General features: G+C 69.4%; 17 protein-coding genes. All 17 read right to left on the reverse strand.

Going from position 1 to position 19,940, the window contains the following annotated elements; translation table 11 throughout:
• Positions 1 to 62 precede the first annotated feature (62 nt).
• The 17 genes from ASG71_RS11555 to ASG71_RS11635 all read right to left on the reverse strand — a co-directional run bounded on the left by ASG71_RS11555 (position 63) and on the right by ASG71_RS11635 (position 19,936).
• Positions 63 to 800, reverse strand: a complete 738-nt coding sequence (locus tag ASG71_RS11555; RefSeq protein ID WP_056739334.1) for a polyprenol monophosphomannose synthase — start codon at positions 798 to 800, stop codon at positions 63 to 65.
• A 124-nt stretch (positions 801 to 924) separates the two neighbouring features.
• Positions 925 to 2,586, reverse strand: coding sequence for an amidohydrolase (locus ASG71_RS11560; RefSeq protein WP_056739335.1), 1,662 nt, complete (start codon positions 2,584 to 2,586; stop codon positions 925 to 927).
• 84 nt (positions 2,587 to 2,670) lie between these two features.
• Positions 2,671 to 5,583 carry a DEAD/DEAH box helicase gene (locus ASG71_RS11565; protein WP_056739337.1) on the reverse strand — a complete coding sequence of 971 codons (2,913 nt, stop codon included), beginning with the start codon at positions 5,581 to 5,583 and terminating at the stop codon, positions 2,671 to 2,673.
• 24 nt (positions 5,584 to 5,607) lie between these two features.
• Positions 5,608 to 6,444 carry a twin-arginine translocase subunit TatC gene (gene tatC / locus ASG71_RS11570; RefSeq protein ID WP_056739339.1) on the reverse strand — a complete coding sequence of 279 codons (837 nt, stop codon included), beginning with the start codon at positions 6,442 to 6,444 and terminating at the stop codon, positions 5,608 to 5,610.
• A 6-nt stretch (positions 6,445 to 6,450) separates the two neighbouring features.
• Positions 6,451 to 6,720, reverse strand: a complete 270-nt coding sequence (gene tatA / locus ASG71_RS11575; RefSeq protein ID WP_056739341.1) for a Sec-independent protein translocase subunit TatA — start codon at positions 6,718 to 6,720, stop codon at positions 6,451 to 6,453.
• Between the two features lie 35 nt (positions 6,721 to 6,755).
• Positions 6,756 to 7,154 (reverse strand): hypothetical protein, encoded by a 399-nt coding sequence (locus ASG71_RS11580; protein ID WP_056739343.1) that lies wholly within the window; start codon positions 7,152 to 7,154, stop codon positions 6,756 to 6,758.
• A 5-nt stretch (positions 7,155 to 7,159) separates the two neighbouring features.
• Positions 7,160 to 9,178 carry a helix-turn-helix transcriptional regulator gene (locus ASG71_RS11585; protein ID WP_056739345.1) on the reverse strand — a complete coding sequence of 673 codons (2,019 nt, stop codon included), beginning with the start codon at positions 9,176 to 9,178 and terminating at the stop codon, positions 7,160 to 7,162.
• Positions 9,179 to 9,271: 93 nt separating this feature from the next.
• Positions 9,272 to 9,667, reverse strand: a complete 396-nt coding sequence (locus ASG71_RS11590; protein ID WP_056739347.1) for an FKBP-type peptidyl-prolyl cis-trans isomerase — start codon at positions 9,665 to 9,667, stop codon at positions 9,272 to 9,274.
• 40 nt (positions 9,668 to 9,707) lie between these two features.
• Complete coding sequence (locus ASG71_RS11595) at positions 9,708 to 10,637, reverse strand: FKBP-type peptidyl-prolyl cis-trans isomerase (RefSeq protein ID WP_056739350.1); 930 nt, start codon at positions 10,635 to 10,637, stop codon at positions 9,708 to 9,710.
• A 112-nt stretch (positions 10,638 to 10,749) separates the two neighbouring features.
• Positions 10,750 to 12,114: a Pup--protein ligase gene (gene pafA / locus ASG71_RS11600; protein ID WP_056739352.1), complete on the reverse strand. Its 1,365-nt coding sequence runs from the start codon at positions 12,112 to 12,114 to the stop codon at positions 10,750 to 10,752.
• Position 12,115: 1 nt separating this feature from the next.
• On the reverse strand, positions 12,116 to 12,823 hold the full coding sequence (prcA, locus tag ASG71_RS11605; RefSeq protein ID WP_056739354.1) for a proteasome subunit alpha: 708 nt from the start codon (positions 12,821 to 12,823) through the stop codon (positions 12,116 to 12,118).
• Position 12,824: 1 nt separating this feature from the next.
• Positions 12,825 to 13,661, reverse strand: a complete 837-nt coding sequence (prcB, locus tag ASG71_RS11610) for a proteasome subunit beta (protein WP_056739356.1) — start codon at positions 13,659 to 13,661, stop codon at positions 12,825 to 12,827.
• 63 nt (positions 13,662 to 13,724) lie between these two features.
• Entirely contained in the window at positions 13,725 to 13,925 is a 201-nt protein-coding gene (locus ASG71_RS11615) for a ubiquitin-like protein Pup (protein ID WP_056739358.1), read from the reverse strand.
• A gap of 100 nt (positions 13,926 to 14,025) precedes the next feature.
• Positions 14,026 to 15,636, reverse strand: coding sequence for a depupylase/deamidase Dop (dop, locus tag ASG71_RS11620; RefSeq protein ID WP_056739971.1), 1,611 nt, complete (start codon positions 15,634 to 15,636; stop codon positions 14,026 to 14,028).
• Positions 15,637 to 15,692: 56 nt separating this feature from the next.
• Positions 15,693 to 17,489, reverse strand: coding sequence for a proteasome ATPase (gene arc / locus ASG71_RS11625; RefSeq protein ID WP_056739973.1), 1,797 nt, complete (start codon positions 17,487 to 17,489; stop codon positions 15,693 to 15,695).
• 81 nt (positions 17,490 to 17,570) lie between these two features.
• Positions 17,571 to 18,671, reverse strand: coding sequence for a tRNA (adenine-N1)-methyltransferase (locus tag ASG71_RS11630; RefSeq protein WP_056739360.1), 1,101 nt, complete (start codon positions 18,669 to 18,671; stop codon positions 17,571 to 17,573).
• A gap of 98 nt (positions 18,672 to 18,769) precedes the next feature.
• Complete coding sequence (locus tag ASG71_RS11635) at positions 18,770 to 19,936, reverse strand: site-2 protease family protein (protein WP_157366432.1); 1,167 nt, start codon at positions 19,934 to 19,936, stop codon at positions 18,770 to 18,772.
• Between the last annotated feature and the right edge of the window lie 4 nt (positions 19,937 to 19,940).

Consider the following 19,940-nt stretch of genomic DNA (forward strand, 5'->3'; position numbering starts at 1 on the left):
CGGCACCTCCAAGAGGTGCCGGCCCGGCCTGTTTTGCGTCTGTCGGTTGCGCCGGCCCGGGGCTAGCTGCGGCCGAGCTTGCGGCTGAGGGTGTTCCAGCGGGCGGTGAGGCCCCACTTGGTGACGTTGATCATGGCCTCGACCACGATGTTGCCGCTCATCTTCGAGGCGCCCAGTTCGCGCTCCACGAAGGTGATGGGACGCTCCACAATGTTCAGGCTCAGCTTGGCAACGCGCCAGGCGAGGTCCACCTGGAAGCCGTAGCCGACCGAGTCCACCGAATCGAGATTGAGCTTTTCGAGCGTGGTCCGGCGGAAGGCGCGGAAGCCGCCGGTGACGTCCTTGATCTTGACGCCGAGCATGACGCGGGCGTACGTGCTGCCGACGCGGGAGATGGCCTGGCGGTACAGCGGCCAGTTCACCACGCTTCCGCCGGGGACCCAGCGCGAGCCCATGGCGAGATCGGCGCCCTGCTCCACCGCTTCGATCAGCTGCGGCAGTTGCTCCGGCTTGTGCGAACCGTCGGCGTCCATCTCGACGAGGATGTCGTAGCCGGCGTCCAGGCCCCACTTGAACCCTGCAATGTACGCCGCGCCGAGGCCTGCCTTGCCGGCACGGTGCAGGACGTGGACCTGGCTGTCGGTGGCCGCGATGCTGTCGGCGAGTTCTCCGGTGCCGTCCGGGCTGTTGTCGTCGACCACGAGCACGTCGGAGGCGGGGACGGCGGTGCGCAGGCGCCCAAGGGTCTTGGGCAACGATTCCAGCTCGTTGTAGGTCGGGATAATCGTGAGGACACGCACAGCGGGGCCTTTCCTTGGGGAAACGGTCGAAGGGCCGGGATTGCCGGCAGTTGGCCGGCGACAGGCACAGCTCTCCATTATAGCCAGCCGGCGGACCGGATCCGGGCGCCGGCTAGCTGTGCAGCTAACTGCGAAGTGCGCCGTTGGCGAAAAGTTCGACGCCGTCGCGCACCGTTTGCAGGCACACCGGGTCGGTCCCGGTGTCCAGCGCAGGGAGCAGGGGGGTCCGGGCACGGGGGTCCGTGCTCCAGGACTGGACCCGGCCGTCGGCCACCTGCACCATCAGCTCCTCCACTTCCCAGACGGCGAAGCTGGCCGGGGCGCCCGGCACGAGCTGGCCGGCCATGGGGTTGCGGTACCGGGCGGCCCGCCAGCCGGCCCGGGTGTGGCCGAGGAAAGCGGCACGGGCGGAGATCCGCTCGGCGTCGTTGTGGTGTTCGAGGCAGGCGCGGACGCTGGACCAGGGCCGCAGCGGCGTGACCGGGCTGTCGCTGCCGAAGCACACCGGAACGCCGGCCGAGAAGAAGGACCCGAACGGGTTCATGGCCGTGTGGCGTGCGCCCAGCCGCTGGGCGTAGAGGCTGTCCGGGCCGCCCCAGAGCGCGTCGAAGGCGGGCTGGGCGCTGACCGTGACCGAGAAGTGCGCCAGCCGCGCGATCGCTGCGGCGTCGGCGATTTCGACATGCTCGAGGCGGTGGCCAGCCGCGCGGATACGCTGCTCGCCCACCTCGGCGGCCGCACGGTCCAGGGCTTCAAGCGCGGCGTCGAGTCCGGCGTCACCGATGACGTGGAAGCCTGCCTGCAGGCCGAGGAGCGAGCAGGCGGCCAGGTGCGCCGCCGCTTCGTCCACGGAGAGGTAGCGGGTGCCCCGCTCCCCCGCGGCGTCGCTGTAGTCCTCGCGGAGTGCGGCGGTGCGCGAGCCGATGGACCCATCCATGTTCAGGTCCCCGGCCAGGCCGAGGACAGGCACCCCCAGGGTCTCCAGGATGCTGCGGGCGTGTTCCTCCGAGGCCGCCAGCTGGCCCCAGTATGGCAGGATCTCCGGCGCCGGCCGCCCGGTCCGGTCCGCGGCGTTCCAGCCGGCGGCGAGCCGGAGGTCCTCGATGCTGCCGATGTGCGGGGCCGCCATCTCGGCCAGCGCGACGTAGCCGTTCGCGGCGGCCTCGGTCAGGGCGGCCTGCTGGTAGCCGGTCACGGCGGCTGCGGGAAGTTTCCGGGCAGCCAGCCTGGCGGCGGTGTGGGCGGCACGCTTGACCTGCGCGTCCGGGCCGGTGCCGTCCAGGGTTCCGAGGCCTGCCGCGGCGGCGAGGGAGTCCGAGACCAGCGCTGAGTGCACGTCTACCCGGGACAGGTAGACGGGACGGCCACCGGCGGCGCGTTCGAGTTCGGCGCGGGTGGGCAGCGCCGGATCAGTCCAGAGCGTTTCGTCCCAGCCGTGGCCCAGGACGGCGCCGTCGGCGGCGGATCCCGCCGCTGCGAAGCCGGCGACGGCGTCGAGGAGCTCCGCCGCTGACCGGACTCCGCCGAGCCGGAGCGATTCCAGGGCAATGCCGGTTTCTGTCAGGTGGACGTGGGAGTCGACGAAGCCCGGCGCGAGCAAGGCGCCCTTAAGGTCGATGACCTCCATGCTGGAGTCCGCGATGGACGTCGCGGCGTGTTCCGACCCGACCCAGGCGACGGTGTCGCCGTCGACCAGCATGGCGGTGGCGAAGGGGTCCGCAGCGGTATAGACGGAGCCGTTGCGGTACAGCGTCACTTTGCGCGGCCGGGACGGTGAAGCGGTCATGGCGGAATACTCCTTGTTGCTGGTGCCCGGCGGCGGGCCGGGCGGGGTGGGAAGCGGAATGCAGGGTTACCGGCGGTCAGCCGGTCAGGCGACGGATGAGTACGCCACGACCCCGCGTTTGACCAGGGTGATCGCCTCGGCGCAGAGCCGGGCGACGCGAGGATCCAGGCTGGGGATCTTGGCCAGCTGGTCCAGCAGGTCGATGACCTGTTTGACCCAGCGGACGAAGTCGCCGGCGGCCAGGTCGGTGCCGCTGAGCACGTCCTGCAGGTGCCGGCCTTTGGCCCACTTGAAGATCGGCCAGACCAGTCCGAGTTCCGGTTCACCGGTCAGCGGCAGCTTGCCGGCTTCCTCGGCGTCTTCCAGGGCAGACCATTCACGCACCACCGTGTCGACGGCGGATTCGAGCGAGACGCTCGGCATCTTGGGCCGCAGCCCGCGGTCCTCGCGCTTGGCTTGGTAGACCAGCACGCTGGCCAGTGCCGCGATCTCGGCGGCGTCCAGGTCACTGAAGGCCCCCATCCGCAGCGACTGGGAGATCAGCAGGTCCTTCTCCCCGTAGATCCGGCGGAGCCGCTGGCCGTCGGGGCTGATGGCCAGCTGCCCGGATTCGGAGCTCTCCAGGTAGCCGTAGCTGGTCAGGAGCGCGCAGACACGGTCGAAGGTCTTGGCGATGGTGTTGGTGCGCCCCTGGATCTGGCGGATCAGGCCGTCAGTTTCCTGCCGGAGCTTCCACCAGCGTTCGGACCAGCGGGCGTGGTCCTCGCGTTCGCTGCAGCCGTGGCACGGGTGGGCGCGCAGTTCGCGGCGTAGCTCGGTGATCTTCTTTTCCATGTTCGGCGCGGCGGCGGCGCGGCCGAAGTCCTCGTCCCGGCTGGGAGGTGCCGGCGGCCGGTTCTCCCGCAGGGCGTTGCGGACCGAGGACGCGAGGTCCCGCCGGGACTTGGGCACCTTGGCGTTGAAGGACTTCGGGATCCGGACCCGGGTGATGGGTGAGAGCGGGCCTTCGACGTCGGTGAGGCCGATCCGGCGCAGCTGGTTGTCCAGCGTCATGACAGCCGGGCGTGGCTCCCGTGAATGGTGGTCCGAGCTCAGCACGACGGCCAGCCCCGGCGCCCGCCCGGACGGTACGTCCACGACGTCGCCGGGCAGCAGGCGGCTCAGCGAGTCCTCGGTGAGGGACTTCCGGGCGCGCGAGGTGCCCCGCGCGGCCGTCTTCTCGGCGTCGGACAGGGCGCGGCGCAGCCGGGCGTATTCGGTGAAGTCGCCGAGGTGGCAGCTCATGGACTTACTGAAGCCGGCGAGCGATTCCTCCCGGCTGCGGACCTGCTTGGCGAGGCCGACGACGGAGCGGTCCGCCTGGAACTGGGCGAAGGAGGACTCGAGGATTTCACGCGCCCGGGCGCGGCCGAACTGGGCCACCAGGTTGATGGACATGTTGTAGGTGGGCCGGAAGCTGGAGTTCAGCGGGTAGGTGCGCCGGGACGCGAGTCCGGCGACGGCGGCGGGGTCGGTCCCCGGCTGCCAGAGCACCACGGCGTGGCCTTCGACGTCGATCCCGCGCCGGCCGGCCCGGCCGGTGAGCTGGGTGTACTCCCCCGCCGTGATGTTGACGTGGGCCTCGCCGTTGAACTTGTCGAGCTTTTCCAGCACGACGGAACGGGCGGGCATGTTGACCCCGAGGGCCAGGGTTTCGGTGGCGAACACGGCCTTGACCAGGCCGTCCGCGAAGAGTTTCTCCACGACCTCCTTGAACGTGGGCAGCATCCCGGCGTGGTGCGCGGCGAGGCCCCGGAGGAGGCCGTCGCGCCAGCTCCAGAAGCCGAGCACATCGAGGTCATCGGAGGGGATGTCCTGGGCGGCCTCGTCGACCCGCCGGGCGATGATGGCCTGTTCCTTCTCGGTGGTCAGCCACAGCCCGGCGGAGACGCACTGGGCGACGGCGGCGTCGCAGCCGGCGCGGGAGAAGATGAAGGTGATGGCCGGCAGCAGGTCCATCCGGTCCAGGCTGGCGATGACCTGCGGCCTGCTGGCCTTGCGGACGGGGCTGCGCGGGGCGGCCTGCGGCGCGGCGTCCCGCGGGCCGCGCTGGTTGCGCTGCCGGCGGCCGCCGTGGCCGTAGCGGCCGCGGAAGTTCATCTGGCTTTCCGCCCGCGCCATGGACAGCAGTTCGGGGTTGACCTCGTAGCCGGCGCGTTCGGTGATGATGGTGCCGCGCCCTGCGCCGGGGGCGGCTCCGGGTTCGGCCGTGGCCGCGGCGGTGTCCTGGCCTGCCGGCGCGATCTCGTCGAAGCTGGTGTCGCCGGCGAAGAGGTCCACGATCTTGCGCCCGACCATGACGTGCTGCCACAGCGGCACCGGGCGGTGTTCGGAAACGATCACGTCCGTCTGCCCGCGGACGGTGTCCAGCCAGGCGCCGAACTCCTCGGCGTTCGACACGGTGGCGCTGAGCGAGGCAACCTGGACCTCGCTGGGCAGGTGGATGATGACTTCCTCCCAGACGGCCCCGCGGAACCGGTCGGCCAGGTAGTGGACTTCATCCATGACCACGTAACCGAGGTCGTCCAGGGTGGCGGAGTCGGCGTACAGCATGTTCCGCAGCACCTCGGTGGTCATGACCACCACCGGCGCTTCGCCGTTGATGCTGGTGTCCCCGGTGAGCAGGCCGACCTGGGCCGGGCCGTACTTCTCCGCCAGCTCGGTGTATTTCTGGTTGCTCAGCGCCTTGATCGGGGTGGTGTAGAAGGCCTTCAGGCCGCGCTGGAGGGCCAGGTAGATGGCGAACTCCCCCACGATCGTCTTCCCGGCTCCGGTGGGTGCGGCCACGAGGACGCCCCGGCCGGCCTGCAGGGACAGGCAGGCCTCACGCTGGAACGGGTCCAGCTCGAAGGCGAGGGAACGGGTGAATCCGCCCAGGTAGGTCTTGGCTTCTGCGGCCCGCTCGGCGCTGGCGCGGTAGCGCTCGGACGGCGACTCCGGCCCGGGTAGTGAGGACATGATTCCAGCCTAGTGTGCTGCGGGCTAGAGATTCTCCAGCTCGGAGCTGGGAGTCGCCCGGTCCGCGGTGGCTTCGGTCTCGGCGTCGACCCTGGCCGCGCGCTTTTCCCGCCGGCGATCGTTGATCAGGCACAGCCCGATGGCGGTGAAGAACAGCAGCAGCATGGGCACGGCGAGGTAGAACATGCTCATCGCGTCCGCGCCCGGGGCCGCCATGGCGGCAAAAAGGCACACCAGGAAGACGGTGATCCGCCAGCTCCGCAGCAGCTGCTGGCCCTTGACCAGGCCGGCGAGGTTCAGGCCGAACAGCACCACCGGCAGCAGGAAGGCGATGCCGAAGGCCAGCAGGAGGCGCAGCACGAAGGAGAGGTAGACCTGGGCGCTGATGAAGTTGGAGCCGCCGGAGGGCGTGAAGTCGGTGAGCACGCGCACCGCGTTGGGCAGTACCAGCCACGCGAGCAGCACGCCGCCGACAAAGAGCGGGACGGCTGCGGCGACGAAGGACAGCGCGAGCCGCCGCTCCTTCTTGTGCAGCCCCGGCACGATGAACGCCCAGAGCTGGTAGAGCCAGACCGGGCTGGCCACGATCAGGCCAAGGAATACGGAGACCTGAATCATCAGGTCGAAGGAGCTCGCCACGCCGTCGAAGTTCAGGGAGGCCTGCCGGCCCTCGTGTTCGTTGAGGTCGCGGATGGGTTTGATCAGGGCCGCCAGCATGGGCTGGTAGACCAGGAACCCGACGACGGTGCCGAGCACGACGGCGATGGCGGACTTGAAGAGCCGGTTCCGCAGCTCCTTGAGGTGATCGAGGAGGGCCATCCGGCCCTCGGGATTCGATCGGCGGCTTTTGGTTACTGCCATCTGGTTCTAGGCGCGGTTCGGCGGCGGAACATCGGTTCCCCCGCCCGGGCGGCTTTCGGTGCCGGTGGACCGGGGGTGGTTCACGACTTTGCCTTCGACGGCGTCGGGGTCGGCGGCTGCCTCAGGGGTGCCGTCCTTCTTCATTTCGCGGACCTCAGATTTGAAAATCCGCATCGACTGCCCGAGGCTCCGGGCCATTCCCGGCAGCTTCGGTGCCGCGAAGAGCACCAGTGCCAGGACGATGATGATGATGAGATGCCAGCCTTCAAGCCTCATGCCGGATGGTCCTTTCGTTTGAGTACATCCTATGTCTAACGGAGATCGATGTCGCGCAGCGCCTGGGGCTGGCCACGTTCCGCTTTGCGCCGGATCCGGCGCAACCGCCGGGCTTCCTGCCGGGCGACTTTGGATGCATGGTAATCATGTCGCATGGCCGCGGGCGGGGCAAAAACCGCTGAGCCGGGGGCGGCCTGCGCCCCCGCGGAGTCCCCCGCGCCGTCGTGCTCCGACGCTACGTCCCCAACATGAACAACGGCTGAACCGGGGGTAAGCGGCGCGGAGCCGAGGTTCGCGAAGCGGTCCCCCGCCTCCCCGAGCTCCTTGACGGTGGCCATGAACTGCCGGAACAAGCGCACGCCGAGCACGCCGAAGAACAGCAGTGACAGCGCGACGAGCGCTATCCAAATCAGGATCCAGGACCACCAAGGCATGCTGTTCAGTCTAGCCGGGCGGCGGGGGCGGGTTCGTACCGGGCGAGGGCCGCCTCGAGCCACGTCCTGGTTTCCTCTGCCAGGGCGCGGGGTTCCAGTACCCGGACGGACCCGCCGTGCTGCGCCACGAACATGGGCAGCCACGCCGCGCTGCCGAACCGGATTTCGGCCAGCAGGTTCCCGGACGGCAGCTCCGCGGTGCGCTCGGCGTAGTAGTCATCGGCTAGGCCGGCTCCCTGCCGGGTCAACTCCACCACGACGACGGCGTCGTCGTCGGTGGGCGTGAAGAGCTTCTCGGGGAACCCGCCCGCAGGGGCGGCCGCCGCACCGGCGGGGACCCCGGTGCGGCGCAGGCCCTGGATCCGGTCCAGCCGGAAGTTCCGCAGGCCCCTGGCCAGGTGGCAGTACGCCTCCAGGTACCAGGTGCTGTCCAGGGAATACAGCCGCAACGGGTCCACGTCACGTTCGGTCACGGCGTCGCGCTGGGGCGACAGGTACTCGAGGTGCAGCCGTTCGCCGGCGCCGATGGCCTCCCGGGCTGCGTCCAGGGTGGCGGAGTCTTTCGGTGCCACCTCCGGTCCGGAGACGGCGGCTGCCTTCAGGCCTTCCTCGCCGGCTGCCGCGGTGAGTTTCAGCGTCACCGATTCCAGGGCCCCGCCCTCGTCCAGGCCGGGCAGCCCGTTGAGCGCCTGTAGCCCGGCGAGCAGCGCACAGGCTTCGTCCACGGTGAACCGGACCGGGCGTTTCAGGTCCAGGTCCTCGAGGATGTAGACATGGTCGTCGTCCCAGCGGATGTCCAGCAAATCATCCGGGTAGCCCTCGGGCAGGCCGGAGCAGATCAGGATGCGCAGGTCGTCTTCGAGTTCCTTGCGGCTGATGCCGAACCGCTCGGCGATGTCGCTGATGTGCAGGCCCTGGTTGTGGACCAGGAAGGGCACCAGCTGCAGCATGCGTTTGAGCTGGTCCTCGGAGGTGCGTTTCCGCACCCGCTTGGCCGGGGCGTGCTCGGGGAAGTCGATCTGCGGCGCCGGAGCGGCGGCGAACGCCGCTGCGGCGGCCAGGCGCCGGCGCACCGAGGTGTGCAGCACGGCCGGGGCGACGACGACGGCTCTGGCGCCGTAGGAGGCCAGCTCCTCGGCCAGGGTTTCCGCGTCACGGTAGGGCACCGTGAGCCGGTCGAAGCCGGGGCGTGGCGGGACGGCGTCGGAGGCGTCCGCGGAGTCGCCGGCCGGTGCGGCGTGCTTGCGGAGCCCCAGCAGGGCGCCGCGGGCGACGTCGACGACCGCTTGCCGGACCGGAAGTTCGGGCAGGGTGGCGAGCTGTTCGCGGACGTTGAAGGACGACGGCGGGGTGAAGCTGTCCTTCTCCAGCACCTCGACGGCTGAGGTGAACCGGGACAGCCGGAAGAACCGCCGGTCGCCGCGGGCGCGGTCGTAGCCGACGAGGTACCACTGCCCGAACCGGCTGCCCAGCCCCCACGGTTCGACCGTGCGCACTTCTTCGTTGCCGGTGCTGCCGGCCAGGTAGCTGAACCGCACGGGATGGCGGCCGTGGACGGCGGCGACGAGGTCTTCGAACGCCTGGCCCGCCGGGCGGATGCGGGGCTGGACGCCGGGCGGAGGCTCGGCGTCGGCGAGGCCGCCGGCCGCCTGGAGTTTGCGGACGGCGTCCCGGGCGGCGGAGCCGAGGGCTGCCTGCTCCCAGAGCTGCGCCGCGAGCAACAGCACCGTGCATTCGGCCGGGGTGAGGACGACGTCGGGGAGGCGGTTGGATTCCTTGCCGATCCGGTACCGGGTGGTGGCGGGATCGTCGGAGCCCCAGCCCGGGTCCGTGACGGTTTCGACGTCGAAGCCGAAGTGCCGCAGCTCGACCTTGTCCCGCTCGAACCGCCGGCCGAAGGCGTCGTCCGAGCTGGTGGTGTCGTGGTAGACCTTTTCGCGCAACTCGCTGCGGCGCAGGCCGTATTTGGTGTTGAGCAGCGCGATCAGCAGGTTCAGGAGGCGTTCAGTACGTGAGGCGGACACTCCGCAAGGGTACTAAAGTCATGGCTGCCGTGAACGCGAAAGCGCGGCAACAACCGGAAGAGCTTTCCGATTGTTACCGCGCTTTCGGTGGGGTTAGCGGACGGCGACGAGGTCCACGACGAAGATCAGGGCCTCGTTCGGGCCGATCGCTCCGCCGGCGCCCCGGGAGCCGTAGGCCATCTCGGAGGGGATCTCGAGCCGGCGGCGGCCGCCGACCTTCATGCCCAGCAGGCCCTGGTCCCAGCCCTGGATGACCTGGCCGACGCCGACCCGGAAGTCCAGCGGGGCGCCGCGGCCCCAGGAAGCGTCGAACTCTTCGCCGGTGGACCAGGCCACGCCGACGTAGTGGGTGGAGACGGTGTCGCCGGCCTTGGCCTCGGGGCCGTCGCCCTCGATCAGGTCGGTGATGACGAGTTCGGTGGGTACGTCGCCTTCGGGGAAGTCGATTTCCGGCTTCTGGCGGTCGAGGTTGCGCTGTCCAAATGACATGGTTGCTCCTTCTTCGGTGGCTTGCGGTGAGTGGTGCTGGCTACTTGACGCCGAGGATGTCGACGACGAAGACGAGGTCGCCCTTGGCGTCGCCCTGTCCCTGGTCGCCGTAGGCGAGGTCCTTCGGGATGACCAGGAGCACGCGGGACCCGACGGTCTTGCCGGTGAGGCCCTGGGTCCAGCCCTTGATCACGCCGGTGAGCGGGAACGACGCCTTCTTGCCGCTGGCGAAGCTCGAGTCGAAGACCTTGCCGCTGGCCAGGGCGACGCCGACGTAGTTGACGGTGAGCGTGTCGCTGGCCTTGACGGCCTGGCCCTTGCCCTTGATCAGGTCCTGGGAAATGAGGGACTTCGGCGCGGCGACACCCTTGACGGAGATCTCCGGGACGCCCTTGTCATTTTCCTTCACGGTGGGCAGGCCGGCCGGCGGGGTCACGGCGTCGCCCTCGGGCTTGTCCAGGACCTTGGGGGCGTCCTTGGCAGCGAGGATCTTGATGACCAGCAGCTGGGTGGGCTGTGCCGGAGCGCCCTCGGCGGCCTGGCCGGGAACGGCGAGGGCCAGCTGGGAGCCGACCTTGGCGCCGACGAAGGCGTTGTAGATGACGGCGCTGCCGGTCTTGAGCTCGTCGTTCAGCTCAAGCTTCTCGGGATCCTTGGCGAAGGTGTCCTCGAGGGTGGAGCCGTCCTTGCCGTTGAAGGCGACGATCGAGATGTCCGCGACCTGGTTGGCCTTGACCCGGTCGCCGTCGCCTTCGGTGACGACCTTTACCGTGGGGTCCTTGACCTCGAGCGGCTTGGTGAATTCGACGCCCGGGGCTTTCTTGTCGCCCTTGTCGGTCAGTTTCAGTGAGTCCAGCTTCGCTGTCTCGCCGGCGGACTGGCTGGTGGGCTCCGGAGCGGCAGGCTCGCCGCCACCACAGGCGGTGAGCAGCAGCAGTCCGGGCAGGAGAATTGCTAATAGTCGGCGCACGTAAGAACTTTCGTCGGGGCAGGATGGACGCTGTGCCGGGCTGTCGCCGGCGGCAGAGCATGCGGTGGCCGTGGAAAGGCACCTCACCCAGAATAACGCGGAAAGCTGGGTATCAGCCCATAGAGTCCAGCAGGGCGTCCACCCGTTCGTCCACGCTGCGGAACGGGTCCTTGCACAAAATGGTCTGGTGCGCCCGGTCGTTGAGCTTCAGATGGACCCAGTCCACGGTGTAGTCCCGGCCCAGTTCCTGCGCCCGCCGGACGAAGTCGCCGCGCAGCTTCGCGCGGGTGGTCTGCGGGGGCGCGTCGACGGCGTCCTTGACCGCGGTTTCGTCGACCACCCGGCGGGCCGCGCCGCGGGCCTGGAGCAGGTAGAACAGGCCGCGGCTGCGGGAAATGTCGTGGTAGGTGAGGTCCAGCTGGGCGATCCGGGGCGAGTCGAGTTCCAGCCCGTGCCGTTCCCGGTAGCTGTCCATGAGCTTCTTCTTGATCGCCCAGTCCACCTCGGTGTCGATTCCGGCGGTGTTGCCGCTTTCAATCGCGTCGAGGGTGCGCTCCCAGAGGTCGAGGATGAGCGGAACATGGGCGTTGTGCGGGCCGCGGTCCGCCACGAACTCGGTCACCTTGTTCAGGTACTCCCGCTGGATCTCCAGTGCGGTGAGCTGGCGGCCGTTGGCGAGGCGGACCAGCGCCCGGCCGCTGAGGTCGTGCGAGATTTCCCGGATGCTGCGGATTGGGTTCTCCATCCGCATGTCGCGCATGATCACCCCCGCTTCGATCATCCGCAGGATCAGGTCCACGGTGCCGATCTTGAGCAGGGCGGTGGTCTCGGACATGTTCGAGTCGCCGACGATCACGTGCAGCCGCCGGTAGAACTCGGCGTCGGCGTGCGGCTCGTCCCGGGTGTTGATGATCGGCCGGGACCGGGTGGTGGCCGACGACACGCCCTCCCAGATGTGGTCGGCGCGCTGGGAGAAGGCGTAGGTGGCGCCGTGCGGGGTCTTCAGAATCTTGCCGGCGCCGGCGATCAGCTGCCGGGTGACGAGGAACGGAATCAGGATCTCGGCCAGCCTGGAGAACTCGCCCCGCCTGGGGATCAGGTAGTTTTCGTGGCTGCCGTAGGAGTTGCCGGCGGAGTCGGTGTTGTTCTTGAAGAGGTAGACCGTGCCGTTGAATCCCTCGGCGGCCAGCCTTTCCTGGGCCTCGTCCACGAGGTCGTCCAAGATCAGTTCGCCGGCGCGGTCATGCGCGATCAGCTGGGCCAGGTCGTCGCATTCGGCGGTGGCGTATTCCGGGTGCGACCCGACGTCGAGGTACAGCCGGGAACCGTTGGTGAGGAAGACGTTGGAGGACCGGCCCCAGCTGACCACCTTGCGGAACAGGTAGCGGGCCACTTCCTCCGGTGCCAGCGGGCGGGATTCCGGGCTGGAATACGAGATTCCAAACTCGGTTTCAATGCCGAAAATACGCTTGTCCATCCTAGTTCTCCTCACCCAGCAGTGCCGTGACGTCGGCGTCGTCGAGGCGGCGGAATGCGCGGCGGGTGCCGCGGCTGGTTTCCGAGCCGCGGTCCAGCACGGCGACCTCCACGGCCGACGCCGGCAGCTGCGCGTCTTCCTTGTCCGCGACCAGGCCGGCCAGGGCCAGCCTGATCGCCCCGGCGAAGTCCAGTTCACTGCGCCAGCCGGCCGCGACGGCCTCGGAGACCTTCTCCGCCTGGCCACCCATCACGATGAAAGCCTGCTCGTCGGCAATCGAGCCGTCGAAGGTCAGCCGGTACAGGTGGTCCGCCTCCTGGCGCTCCCCCACCTCGGTGACGGCCAGCTCCACCTCGAAGGGCTTCTGCTCGGCGGTAAACACGGCGCCGAGGCTCTGTGCGTAGACGCTCGCCAGGCCGCGGGCCGTGACGTCCCCGCGGTCGTAGGAATAGCCGCGAACATCGGCGTAACGGACCCCTGCCTGGCGGAGGCTCTCGAATTCGTTGTATTTGCCGACGGCGGCGAATGCGATTTTGTCGTAGATTTCGCCGATCTTATGCAGGGACGGTGAGGGGTTCTCGGCGACCAGGGCGATGCCGTCCCGGCAGCTGATCACCACGACGGAGCGGCCGCGGGCGATGCCTTTCCGGGCGAAGTCCGCCCGGTCCTTCATCAACTGTTCCGGGGAGACATAGAACTGCTGGGTCATCTCAGGCCTCCCGCTGGGCTGCGGCGCGGGACTCGATGACCGTGCCGGCGGCGGCCGCGAGGACCGGTTCGGCCACCCGGAAGGCGCCGGTGCGGCTGACCGTGTACACGACCGGCCAGAGTTGCCGGACGGGGTCCGGTCCCCCGGTGGCGGAGTCGTCGTCGGCCGCGTCGTAGAGGGCCTCCACCGCCACCTGGACGGCTTCCGCTTCGGAGAGGTTGGGATGCCAGAGCTTCTTCAGCGCGCCGCGGGCGAACATCGAGCCGGATCCGACCGCGTGGTGTTCCTGTTCCTCGTAGCGGCCGCCGGTGACGTCGTAGGAGAAGAGCCGCCCGATGCCGGCAGCGCGGTCGAAGCCGGCGAACAACGGGACGACGGCGAGGCCCTGCATGGCCATCGGGAGGTTGCTCCGGATCATGGCGCCAAGCCGGTTCGCCTTGCCGTCGAGGCTCAGCTGGGTGCCCTCGATCTTCTCGTAGTGTTCCAGTTCGACCTGGAACAGGCGGGTGATGTCCAGGGCGATGCCGGCCGTGCCGGCGATGCCCAGGACGGAGTACTGGTCCGCGGGAAACACCTTTTCGATGTGCCGGCTGGCGATCACGTTGCCCATCGTCGCCCGCCGGTCCCCCGCCATCAGCACTCCCCCGGCATAGGTCATGGCCACGATCGTGGTGGCGTGCGGAGCCTGCAGCGGGCCGGCGCCGGGCGCCCCGTGAGCGCCGGGCGCGGCGGCCGGGAGGGCGGTATAGGGCAGCAGTTCGGGCCGGGAGCGCCGCAGGTGCTCGGTGAAGGAGGACGTGGCGTCCGCTGCTAGCTGGTTGGCTGACGATTCCTGCACTGGTGCACTCCCTCAACGTAGTGGATCAATGGCTTCCGGCCCACAGCCCTGTGTTCTCCGGGCTTACTGGCCGCCCTTTTGGACGAAGGCGCGGACAAACTCCTCGGCGTTGGATTCCAGGACGCCGTCGATCTCGTCCAGCAGGTCATCCACGCCCTGGGTCGCGTCCGAAGCCTGGGCCTCCGGCGCCGCCGGCGGGGCGGGAAGGTCCTCCGCAACCTCGGTGTCCCGGGACTGCGGCTGCTGCTGTTCCTGGCCTGCCATCGTGCTCTCCTTCTTTCATCCCACCGTCCGCCCCATCCTGCACAGGACGGCCTTTAAAGCCATATTGCCACGCTTGGGCCCCCAACGGGGCCGTTTGAACCTACGAGCCGGGGCTTCGGCCCAGGAGCTCGGCCAGGAATGGTCCGGCTTCGCGGTGCCGGGCGAACAGGCCGCCCGTGAGGGCTTCCGTGCCGCGCAGCGGTTCGCGGGTCGGCACCCGCTGCAGCTTCCCGTGGCCGGGGAGATCGAAGATCACCGAATCCCAGCTGGCCCCGACCAGGTCGGCGCCGAACCGGCTGACGCAGCGGCCCCGGAAGAACGCCCGGGTGTCCGACGGCGGCTCCGTCACCGCGCGCCCGATCGCGGCGTCGTCGGTGATCCGCTGCATGCGGCCGCGGGCCAGCAGGCGGTGGTAGAGGCCCTTCTCGGGGCGGATGTCGGCCCACTGCAGGTCCACCAGTCCCAGCCGGGCGTCGGACCACTGCAGCCCGTCGCGCTGCCGGTACCCCTCCAGGAGGGACAGTTTCGCCAGCCATTCGACGGACGACGCAGCGGCCGCGCGGTCGCTGTCGAGGGCGGTCAGCGTCGCGGACCAGCGCTCGAGCACCTCGTGGGTGTGCCCGTCGCCGTCGACGGCGTCCGCAACCCCGGTGTCCTGGGCGAGCTTGGCGGCCGCCTCGTAATACATCCACTGCAGGTCCAGGGCCGTGACGCGGCGGCCGTCGGCCAGGCGCAGCGTGGCGGTCAGGGACGTGTCGTGGCTGACCGCCTGCAGGGCCGCGACCGGTTCGTGGAGTTCCACCCGTGGAGCCAGGCCGGCCTCGATCAGGCTCAGCACCATGGCGGTGGTTCCGAACTTGAGGAAGTTCGCGGTCTCGCTGAGGTTGGCGTCGCCGATGATCACGTGCAGCCGCCGGTACTTGTCAGCGGTGGCGTGGGGCTCGTCCCGGGTGTTGATGATCGGGCGCCGGATGGTGGTTTCGAGGCCGACTTCGGTTTCGAAAAAGTCCGCGCGCTGGCTGATCTGGTAGCCCGGCCGGGAGCTGTCCTGGCCCAGTCCGACGCGCCCGGCGCCGCACATGACCTGGCGGGTGACGAAGAAGGGGGTGAGGCCGCGGACGATCTCACCGAACGGCACGGACCGGGGCATCAGGTAGTTCTCGTGCGAACCGTAGGAGACGGACTTGTTGTCGGTGTTGTTCTTGTAGAGATTGATCGGCGGCAGCTCCGGGTCCGCGGCGAGCCGCCGGACCGCGGCCAGCGCCACCAGGTCCCCGGCGGCGTCCCAGGTCACGGCGTCGCGCGGATTCGTGACCTCGGGGCTGGAATACTCCGGGTGGGCGTGGTCCACGTAGAGCCGGGCGCCGTTGCCAAGGACCATGTTCATCAGCAGCGACCCGGATTCTTCCTCGCCGTCGTGGTCGAGTTCCGCCCGCCCGTAGGCGAGGGCGACCGCCTCGGCGTCGAGCACCGGCGGCCGGTCGGTGAGTTGTTCCGGCTCGGCGGCGCTGCGTTCCAGGGTCCAGCCGCGGGCGTCGTGCAGCGGCTCCTCGTCGGTGTAGTCCCAGCGGGTTTCGGCGCCGCCGGCGGCACGCTGCCGGGTGACCTGGGCGTAGGCCTGGATCACCCGGGCGGACATCATGGTGGCGTTCGCGCCGGGGGCCGAGGGGGCGTGGATGCCGTACTCGGTCTCGGAACCCATGACGCGCATGGCGCCCCCGGCGGGCAGACCCCCGGCGGGCAGGCCTGCGGTCGCGGAGCCGCCGGTCACAGGTACTGGCCCGTGCTCGGCATCGTCTCGATGGACTTCCCGGGCTCCTGGCCGGCTTTGCCTTGGACGATGGTGCGGATGTAGGTGATGCGTTCGCCCTTCTTGCCCGAGATGCGCGCCCAGTCGTCAGGGTTGGTGGTGTTGGGCATGTCCTCGTGCTCGCGGAACTCGTCGACGACGGCGCGGAGCAGGTGGTCGATGCGCAGGCCCTTTTGCCCGGTGGTCAGCAGGTCCTTGATGGCGGACTTCTTGGCCCGGTCCACGACGTTCTGCACCACGGCGCCGGAGTTGAAGTCCTTGAAGTACAGCATCTCGGTGTCGCCGTTGGCGTAGGTCACCTCGAGGTACTCGTTGGACTTTTCGGTGGAGTACATGGACTCCACGGTGCGCTGGATCATGGCGTCCACGGTGGCCTGGACGTCGCCGTTGTGTTCGGCGAGGTCCTGTTCATGGAAGGGCAGGTCCGTGGTGATGTACTTGTTGAAGATGTCGGCCGCGGCCTCGGCGTCCGGGCGCTGGATCTTGACCTTGACGTCGAGCCGGCCCGGCCGCAGGATGGCCGGGTCGATCATGTCCTCGCGGTTCGACGCGCCGATCACGATCACGTTGTCGAGCCGCTCGACGCCGTCGATCTCGCTGAGCAGCTGCGGGACGATGGTGGTCTCGACGTCCGAGGAGATGCCCGTGCCGCGGGTGCGGAAGAGCGAATCCATTTCGTCGAAGAACACCACCACGGGGCTGCCCTCGGAGGCCTTTTCGCGGGCCCGGGCGAAGATCAGCCGGATATGCCGTTCGGTTTCGCCGACATACTTGTCCAGCAGCTCCGGTCCCTTGATGTTCAGGAAGTAGCTCTTCATGTCCGTCTTGCCGGCGCGTTCGGCGGCGCGGGCGGCGAGTGAGTTGGCGACGGCCTTGGCGATCAGGGTCTTGCCGCAGCCCGGGGGCCCGTACAGCAGGATGCCCTTGGGGGCCTTGAGGCCGTGTTCGCGGTAGAGGTCGGGGTGCAGGAACGGCAGTTCGACGGCGTCGCGGATCTGTTCGATCTGCGGGCCGAGGCCGCCGATGTCCTGGTAGGTGATGTCCGGGACTTCCTCGAGGACGAGGTTCTCCACCTCCGAGCGCGGGATCTTCTCCAGCGCATAGCCGGTGCGGCTGTCGATCGAGAGCGCGTCGCCGACCCGCAGCTTCTCCGCCCGCAGGGCGCCGGAGAGCCGGATCACCCGCTCCTCATCCGCGCGGCCGACGACGAGCGCCCGGTCGGCGCCGAGCAGTTCCTTGAGCGTGACCAGGTCTCCGGCCCGCTCGTAGCCGAGCCCGGCCACGATCAGCAGGGCCTCGTTGAGCAGGACCTCCTGCCCGACGGCGAGCTGGTTGAGGTTCACCAGCGGGCTGATGCCGACGCGCATCTTCCGTCCGGCGTTGAAGATATCCACGGACTCCTCCGTGGCCGCCTGGCCGCTGCTTCCCGGTGCGGGCGGCCGCTTCGGGTTCAGCTGCAGGATGGTGCCGAAGCTGTACGGCGGCTGGCCTTCCTGGTCGAGGGCGTTCTTCAGCCGCAGGATCTCCGCCTTGGCGGTCTCCAGCATGCCGACCAGCTTCGAGTTGTTCTGCGTGGCCGCGGCGAGCTGCCGGTCGATGTGGCGCAGCTTGTCCCGAAGGATGTTGACCTGCCGTTCGGCGACCGAGAGTTCACTCGCCGCGTAGCGTTCGGCGGCCGCGCCGGCCGTCTCCTGGCCGGCGTCGGCCGCCTCGTCCTCCGGCGTCCGGCCGTGGTCGTTGTTCGGAGTCTCCATCATGCACCAGCCCCTTCCGTACTTCTCTTAAGACCATAGCCCCAAGACGTCGGCTGCCGCTGAAGACTTCCGAAATACGGACTAGTTCGTAACCTCCGGGGTGTCCACGACGTTGGTGCCGGCGATCGCGTCGCGGGCCGCGCGCCGCAGCTTCTTGTCCGAGACGGCGCGTTCGCCGACGGCGCCGGGGGTCCAGGCGTTGACGTCATCGGCGTCGAATTCGGTCTTGGAGGGCCGGCGCTTGACGGAGATGCCCGTCACGCCGTCGGCCAGCCGGCGGGTGACCAGCAGAAAACCGGTGTGGGCGACCATCCGGTGGTCCGGGCGCACGGCGAGGCCCTCCAGGTGCCAGCCGCGCACCATGGATTCCCATGCGTCGGGTTCGGTGAACCGGCCGTCGGCGCGGATGGCCTCGGCGGTGCGGGACAGCTGGGTCACCGTGGCGACGTAGTTGATCCACACCCCGCCCGGGGCCAGCACGGTGGCGACGGCGTCGAGGCATTCCCAGGGGGCGAGCATGTCCAGCACCACGCGGTCCACGGACCCCGGCGCCTCGGATTTGAGGACTTCCTCCTGGAAGTCGCCAAGGCTGATCTGCCAGGCCGGGTGCGGGCCGCCGAAGATCGTCTCAACGTTGCCGCGGGCGATGTCGGCGAACTCCTCGCGGCGTTCGAAGGAGTGCAGGTATCCGCTGTCCCCGACCGCGCGCAGCAGCGAGATGGACAGGGCGCCGGAACCGACGCCGGCCTCCACGACGCGGGCGCCCGGGAAGATGTCGGCCATGGTCACGATCTGGCCGGCGTCCTTGGGGTAGACGACGGCGGCGCCGCGGGGCATCGAGAGCACGAAGTCCGAGAGCAGCGGACGCAGGGTCTGGTACTGCTGGCCGACGTTGTTGACCACCACGGAGCCGTCGGGCTTGCCGATGATCTCGTCGTGGTTCAGGAAGCCCCGGTGCGTGTGGAACGCGCCGCCGGCCTCCAGGCTGATGGTGTTCATCCGGCCGCGTTCATCCGTCAGCTGCACCCGCTCGCCCTCGCGGAACGGTCCGCGCCGGCGGTTGGCGCCGACCGGAGCGGCCGGGGCTGCCGCCGGTGTGGGCGTGGCGGCGGCTGCCGCGGTGCTCTCCGCGGCTGGGCTGGTCCCGTCGGGGGTGGCGTTGGCGGCAGTGTCGCTGCTCATGGGATGTTCCTCGCTCCTGTGAAAGCCGGGGTCGCGGATGTGGCGGCTGGCGCCGCTCCGTGGTCGGGGGCCGGAGAATTCACGACCGGCAGGTAACTCTACCGGGTCGGGCCCTGATCCCGGCCCTCGGTCCCGGAGCGGGCGCTCTCGTTACCGGGTGGCTGCTTGCCGGTGATGGCGTTCAGCACGGTCAGTTGGCGGAGCAGGCCGGTGACGGTGCCGTCGTCGTCGATGACGGCGTAGTCGGACCCCTCGAGCTGGGCCAGGTAGGCCAGCAGTTCCGCGCCGCGGTCGGTTTCCTTGACGTACGCTCCGGCGGCGAGCGGGTAGGCGACGGCGGTCGCCGGGGTGGCGGCGGCCAGTTCGGCGGGAACTTCCGCCGCGGCGGTCTCGTCGATCACCGCTGCGGGCCGGCCGTCCGGGCCGAAGAGCACAACGGCGGGAACGCCGCGCGGTGAATTCCGCAGCACGTCCAGGACGGTGGCGGCGCCGGGCAGGCCGACGGCCGGTTCCGCCAGGGCCGCGGCGTCGACCAGGTGAAGCCGGCTCCGGTAGCGGGCCTGCTGGATCGACGCCTTCGCCCCCATCCACAGGAAGCTGCCGACGAGCACGGTGATCAGCATCAGCGAGGTGTCCGGGCGGTTGCCGCTCAACAGCGGCAGTACGACGAACCAGACGGCGAGGGCGATCACGATGATCCTGCCCGCCCACCCGGCCGCGATGGTGCCCTGCTCGTGGCTTCCGGTGGCTTTCCAGACCGCGGATTCGACCAGCCGGCCGCCGTCGAGCGGCAGGCCGGGGAGCACGTTGAAGATACCGATCAGGAGGTTGGCCCAGACGAAGATGTTGACCAGGGGGTCCGCGAGGCCGGGAAGCGGGCCGGGGGCAACGACGAGCCAGCCGGCTCCGGCAAGGACCAAATTCGCGGCCGGGCCGGCCATGGCCACCAGAACGGACTTCCCGGGCGAGGCGGTGAAGTTCTCGAACTGGGTGTGGCCGCCCCAGAGGTTCAGGACAATCTTGCTCGTGGGCCAGTGGTAGAGCCGGGCAGTGAGCGCGTGGGCCAGTTCGTGGACCAGCACCGAGATCAGCAGCAGCACGGCATAGGCGAACGCGGCAAGGTAGGCGGTGGCGCCGGCCCCGGGGTAGTTGTTGGCCAGGACCGGGCCGTACGCGACCACGGTGAAAGCCGCGATGACGAACCACGAGTAGGCGAGGATAACCGGGATTCCGGCGATCCTGCCCAGCGGGATGCCGCCGCGCAGGGAG

Origin of the sequence: Arthrobacter sp. Soil763 (assembly GCF_001428365.1) — a bacterium.
Taxonomy (GTDB): domain Bacteria; phylum Actinomycetota; class Actinomycetes; order Actinomycetales; family Micrococcaceae; genus Arthrobacter.

Excerpts from the sequence above, each read along its gene's own strand:
- ASG71_RS11560 (WP_056739335.1), bottom strand. The coding sequence starts at position 2,586 with ATGACCGCTTCACCGTCCCGGCCGCGCAAAGTGACGCTGTACCGCAAC.
- ASG71_RS11630 (WP_056739360.1), bottom strand. The coding sequence starts at position 18,671 with ATGAGCAGCGACACTGCCGCCAACGCCACCCCCGACGGGACCAGCCCA.
- ASG71_RS11590 (WP_056739347.1), bottom strand. The coding sequence starts at position 9,667 with ATGTCATTTGGACAGCGCAACCTCGACCGCCAGAAGCCGGAAATCGAC.
- ASG71_RS11580 (WP_056739343.1), bottom strand. The coding sequence starts at position 7,154 with ATGCCTTGGTGGTCCTGGATCCTGATTTGGATAGCGCTCGTCGCGCTG.
- ASG71_RS11615 (WP_056739358.1), bottom strand. The coding sequence starts at position 13,925 with ATGGCAGGCCAGGAACAGCAGCAGCCGCAGTCCCGGGACACCGAGGTT.
- tatA (WP_056739341.1), bottom strand. The coding sequence starts at position 6,720 with ATGAGGCTTGAAGGCTGGCATCTCATCATCATCATCGTCCTGGCACTG.
- prcA (WP_056739354.1), bottom strand. The coding sequence starts at position 12,823 with ATGACCCAGCAGTTCTATGTCTCCCCGGAACAGTTGATGAAGGACCGG.
- ASG71_RS11565 (WP_056739337.1), bottom strand. The coding sequence starts at position 5,583 with ATGTCCTCACTACCCGGGCCGGAGTCGCCGTCCGAGCGCTACCGCGCC.
- dop (WP_056739971.1), bottom strand. The coding sequence starts at position 15,636 with ATGCGCGTCATGGGTTCCGAGACCGAGTACGGCATCCACGCCCCCTCG.
- tatC (WP_056739339.1), bottom strand. The coding sequence starts at position 6,444 with ATGGCAGTAACCAAAAGCCGCCGATCGAATCCCGAGGGCCGGATGGCC.
- pafA (WP_056739352.1), bottom strand. The coding sequence starts at position 12,114 with ATGGACAAGCGTATTTTCGGCATTGAAACCGAGTTTGGAATCTCGTAT.
- arc (WP_056739973.1), bottom strand. The coding sequence starts at position 17,489 with ATGGAGACTCCGAACAACGACCACGGCCGGACGCCGGAGGACGAGGCG.